4 protein-coding genes are annotated in these 4862 nt (G+C 67.8%); 3 read left to right on the top strand and 1 reads right to left on the bottom strand.

The genetic code is table 11. The features are described 5' to 3' along the window. From VF794_RS00670 to VF794_RS00660, 3 genes are all read left to right on the top strand, one after another. Positions 1 to 2243, top strand: a 2243-nt coding sequence (locus tag VF794_RS00670) for a hypothetical protein (RefSeq protein ID WP_331106672.1), incomplete at its 5' end; no start/stop codon positions are given. A gap of 214 nt (positions 2244 to 2457) precedes the next feature. Further along, positions 2458 to 3756, top strand: a complete 1299-nt coding sequence (locus tag VF794_RS00665; protein ID WP_331106670.1) for an AmpG family muropeptide MFS transporter — start codon at positions 2458 to 2460, stop codon at positions 3754 to 3756. Between the two features lie 103 nt (positions 3757 to 3859). Next, complete coding sequence (locus VF794_RS00660) at positions 3860 to 4042, top strand: hypothetical protein (RefSeq protein WP_331106669.1); 183 nt, start codon at positions 3860 to 3862, stop codon at positions 4040 to 4042. Here the strand turns inward: VF794_RS00660 and VF794_RS00655 are convergent, their stop codons facing one another. Beyond that, complete coding sequence (locus tag VF794_RS00655; protein ID WP_331106667.1) at positions 4043 to 4762, bottom strand: double-CXXCG motif protein; 720 nt, start codon at positions 4760 to 4762, stop codon at positions 4043 to 4045. It lies immediately after the preceding gene. Positions 4763 to 4862 lie beyond the last annotated feature (100 nt).

Below are 4862 nucleotides of genomic sequence, written 5' to 3'. Positions count from 1 at the left end.
TCACCGATCCGGTGACGAACACGTTCTCCGCCAACATCAACTTCGACTCGGTTGCGTCCTTCGCCATCCTCACCGGAGGCATGGAGGCGCAGTACAACTCGATGGGCGGCGTCATCAACCTCGTCTCGGCCCAGGGCTCGGACGAGTTCCACGTGGACGCCTCGCTGTACGGCAACCACTACAAGCTGTCGGCCCCGGCCCAGTTCGGCTCCAACCTCTACGAGGGCACCAAGCTCTTCGACGAGACGCCGCGCCCGCCCACCGAGGGATACCAGGGCAACCTGAACGTCAGCGGCCCGCTCATCAAGGAGAAGCTCTGGTTCAACCTCTCCTACCAGTACGGCAACAACCAGGCCTCCTCGCCCTCGGGCCCGCCGCTCAACATGCAGGGTCCCAACCGTCAGGCCATCAGCAACCTGATGCGCGGCAAGCTGACGTGGGCCCCCGGCGCCCGCAGCCGCGTCACCCTGTCCGCCCTGGCCGACCCGGCGTCCTTCGACTACGCCGACAACAACACCGCCACCGCCAACGCCTTCACGCCGCTGGCCAGCCGCCGGCAGAACCAGGGCGGTCTGCTGGGTAACGTCATCTGGGAGTACTTCCCCGAGGACAGCACCACCTACAAGTTCATGGTGGGTGGCCAGCGGAGCACCATCGAGGCCGGTCCCCAGGGCATGCTGGGCAGCATCGACAAGGACGCGCTGAGCGGGAGCTACAACGACTCCAACCTCACGTACGACTTCGATCGGCCCCGGCACGACAACACCGACGACGGCAGCGCCTGGTACAACTTCAACCGCCACACCATCGACGACCGCTACACGCTCCAGACGGACCTGTCCGTGGCCAAGCGTGGCACGATCTTCGGGCAGCGCCATGAGGCCCAGGTGGGCTTCCAGGGCCGCCTGGTGCAGCGCCGCTACTTCCGCGAGACGCCCGGTGGGCGCTTCTACAACGACGCGGGTGGTGGCCCTGGCGAGGGCGGTCTGTGCCTCGACGAGACCACGGGCGTGGGCTGCTCCACGTACACCGAGTTCCCGACCTTCCGCTCCATCGAGCGCGGCGGCGGCTTCGGCGTCTACGTGCAGGACCGCTACAAGCCGCTGGACTGGGTCACCATCATGCCCGGCCTGCGCTTCGACTACGGCATGACCAAGGACTCCACGGGCCGCATCGTGGCGCAGCTGGCCGGCCTCGGTCCCCGCCTCGGCGCGGTGCTCGACCTGACGCGGGACCAGAAGACCATCTTCTCGGCCTCCTACGGTCGCGCCAACGAGACGCTCTCGCTGCTCGCGTCCGCCAACGCCAGCCCCGGTCCCACGCAGACCGTCTACACGTACAACAAGACGAACAAGGCGTTCGAGCCGACCTCCACCATCGGTGGTGCGGGCGGCACCCTGGTGGACTCGCACAACCACACCCCGCCGCACTCGGATGAGCTCCTGCTCAGCCTGCGTCGTCAGGTGGCCAAGGGCACCGGCCTGGGCATCGAGTACACCTACAAGAAGTTCTCGAACATCTGGGACAACGTCGAGGTCAACCAGATCTGGGATCCCTCGGGCACCCGCATCGTGGGCTACCGCGATGGCGTTGCGCACTCCGTCTTCAAGGTGATGCGTCCGGACACCAACTGGATCAAGTACCAGAGCGTGGACCTCATCCTGGATGGCCGGCCGACCAAGGAGCTCGAGTTCTACGCGGCCTACACCCTGTCGTTCCGCTACGGACCGGGCAACGAGGAGCTGGGCCAGCTGGGCTCCGGCATCTCGCAGTACGCCAACCCGCGCCAGACGCAGTTCTACACGGGCTACGCCTTCGGTGACACGCGCCACCAGCTCAAGTTCCAGGGCTCCTACACCTGGAAGGGCTTGAGCATCGGCCCCGGCATCAGCTACGCCACGGGCACGCCGCAGGCCAAGCGCTACCTGACGGCCAACAACACCACGGGCGTCATCCTGCGCTCGCCGATCGGCACCACGCCGGGCGGCAGCAACGACCCGACGCAGATCTCCGAGTTCCGCCTCCCGGACGTGCTCACCGTCAACGCGCGCGTGTCCTACGACTTCCAGGAGCTGACGGGCCAGAAGTTCACCCTCATCGCGGACGGGTTCAACCTGTTCAACATGTCGGCGGCCACGGCCCTGCGGACCACGGACACCCTCACCACGCCGAACACCTTCGGCCAGGTGACCTCGCGCCAGCAGCCGCTGCGCGTGCAGCTCGGTCTGCGCTACCAGTACTAGCCACCGCCCCCACGGGGTGACCCCCGGACGCCCCTCTCGTGCCCGTCACGAGAGGGGCGTTCGTGTTTCCGGGGGGTCGCTCCCCGGGCCGCCGGGCGTGCCTGACAGAGGACAGGAGCGGGCTCGCACAGCAGCCGGGCGGACACTGGGTGGCCCCCGGCCTGGACTCGGAGGATGGATTCCCCGGGCGGATCGGTATTCTGTGCCCCTGCCCATGTCCTCCCCCAAGCCCTCATTCCTTCAGGTCCTCTCCAGCCCGCGCGTGTGGCTGCTCACCGCGCTCGGCTTCGCCTCGGGTCTGCCGCTGCTGCTGGTGGGAGGCACCCTCTCCACGTGGATGAAGAACGAGGGCGTGGACCTCAAGACGATTGGCATCTTCACGCTCGTGGCGCTGCCCTACTCGCTCAAGTTCATCTGGGCGCCGCTGATGGACCGCTACTCGCTGCCCTTCCTCGGACGGCGCCGCGGGTGGCTGCTCGTCACGCAGCTGGGCCTCATGGCCGCCATCGCCGCCATGGGCAACGTGGACCCCAGGGGTGCTCCTGTCGCCATGGCCACCCTGGCCGCGCTCGTGGCCTTCCTCTCCTCCAGCCAGGACGTCGTCTCCGACGCGTGGCGCACCGACACCCTCTCCGAGTCCGAGCGCGGCATGGGCGTGGCCACCTTCGTCATGGGCTACCGCATCGGCATGCTCGCCGCCGGAGCCCTGGCCCTCACGCTGTCGGACCTCGTCGGCTGGCAGCGCACCTACTGGGTGATGGCCGCCCTCATGCTCGTGGGCGTGGTGGCCACCCTCCTGGCCAAGGAGCCCCAGGGCCTGCGCCCTCCGCGCACCCTCGCCGAGGCCGCCGTCGTCCCCTTCGTCGACTACTTCCGCCGGGATGGCGCGGTGCTCGCCCTCTTCTTCCTGGTGCTCTACAAGCTGGGCGACGCCATCGCCGGGGGCATGACGACGCCCTTCTACGTGGAGCTGGGCTTCTCCAACACGGAGATCGGCGCCATCAGCAAGGGCGTGGGCATGGGCGCCACCATCGTCGGCGCGCTGCTCGGCGGCACCCTCATGGCCAGGCTGGGCATGCGCCGCAGCCTCTTCATCTTCGGCGGGCTCCAGGCCGTCACCAACCTCACCTTCCTCGTGCTCGCGCTGGTGGGCAAGAACCACCTGATGCTCGCGGCCGCCATCTGCTCGGACAACCTGTGTGGAGGCATGGCCACCGCCGCCTTCGGCGCCTTCACCATGTCGCTGTGCAACAGGCGCTTCAGCGCCACCCAGTTCGCACTGCTCTCCGCGCTGGCCAACCTCGGCGGCCGCGTCCTCTCCTCCACCTCGGGCTACCTGGCCACGTGGATGGGCTGGGCGGGCTTCTTCGGCTTCACCGTGGCGCTCGCCTTCCCCGCGCTCATCCTCCTCGCCTTCCTGCCGCAGGGCATCGCCGCACCGGTCGAGGAGCCCGCGTCAGAGGCCGTCACGCCGGCCCCTGGGAACGGGCCCGCCGCCGCCGTGGCCCGCTGAGCCTCGGGGGGCCTGCTCCTCCGCCTGGCCTCCGAGCGGGCAGTCGGGTTGTTTTGCCGTCCGGCGGCGACATCCTGACCGTTGGTTCCTGGAGGCACCCATCATGGCGAACCAGGACAGACAGCCCCCCTCTCAGCCCGCCGAGGACATGTTCGGCCGGCCCACGGACGTGCGGCACGCCGAGCCCGAGCAGGAGCCCGCGCGCAAGCAGCAGGGCGCGCAGCAGATGCCCGAGCGCGAGCACAAGGAAGCGGGCGCGAGGTCCCCCAAGAAGAGTGACGAGTAGTCAGCGGGTCTCCAGTTCCTGGAAGAGCACCCCGTCCAGTTCCAGGCGCCGCACCGCGTCCACCAGTCGCTCACTGGCGATGATGTTCGTCCACCCCTGCCTCAGACGGAAGATGTCGACGTCCTCGGGCAGCGAGGCGGCGTCGAGAATCGTCCGTCCCGGGAGCTTGAGGCGCTCGTCCCCACAAGTGGGGCAGGGGGGCTTGAGATCTGGAGGCAGACAGTCCGAGTGAAACCTGCCATGCAACTCGAACTGTAGTTCGAGCAGGTGCGGATGGTTCCTCTGCCGGAAGCGCACGTTGATCGGGCAGCCCAGAAGGCCCCTCACACCCTCCCCCTGAAGCCGCTCTAGCGCCTCGCGGCGCATGTACAGCGACCAGGGATTCTGCATGAAGAGCTGGCCGAAGTACCCCATCGCCGAGCCCTCCACCGGACCGAAAGACGTTCCGGGCTCCAGTGGGGTCCCCTGGGGTGCCAGCGGACGCACCAACTCACGCAGACGGTCGAACTCCGCGAGCGATACCGGCCATGGCTCATCGAGCTTCTCGCGCTCTGGCAGGTTGGACACATCCACACAGGGATAGGCGAGCCCTATCACGCCCCCCGAGATGCCGCATGTCGGGCACTTCTCCTTGACTCCCGGCAGCCCCCATCTGTGTCCGGCGTTCAGGTCTCCCGTGTAGCGCGGTGTCAGGTCGCGTTCGACCAGATAGAATTTCATGTCTTCATTCCTCCCTTCAGTTCAGGCGTCAGGGAGCCAGGAGTTGTGGACCCACCAGGGCAATCGGGCGACCGTAGGTCACGAGAGGGCCCACGATATC

The organism is Archangium sp., assembly GCF_036389735.1.
Lineage (GTDB): Bacteria > Myxococcota > Myxococcia > Myxococcales > Myxococcaceae > Archangium.
This window is presented reverse-complemented; position numbering and strand designations above follow the sequence as displayed.

Excerpts from the sequence above, each read along its gene's own strand:
- VF794_RS00665 (WP_331106670.1), top strand. The coding sequence starts at position 2,458 with ATGTCCTCCCCCAAGCCCTCATTCCTTCAGGTCCTCTCCAGCCCGCGC.
- VF794_RS00655 (WP_331106667.1), bottom strand. The coding sequence starts at position 4,762 with ATGAAATTCTATCTGGTCGAACGCGACCTGACACCGCGCTACACGGGA.
- VF794_RS00660 (WP_331106669.1), top strand. The coding sequence starts at position 3,860 with ATGGCGAACCAGGACAGACAGCCCCCCTCTCAGCCCGCCGAGGACATG.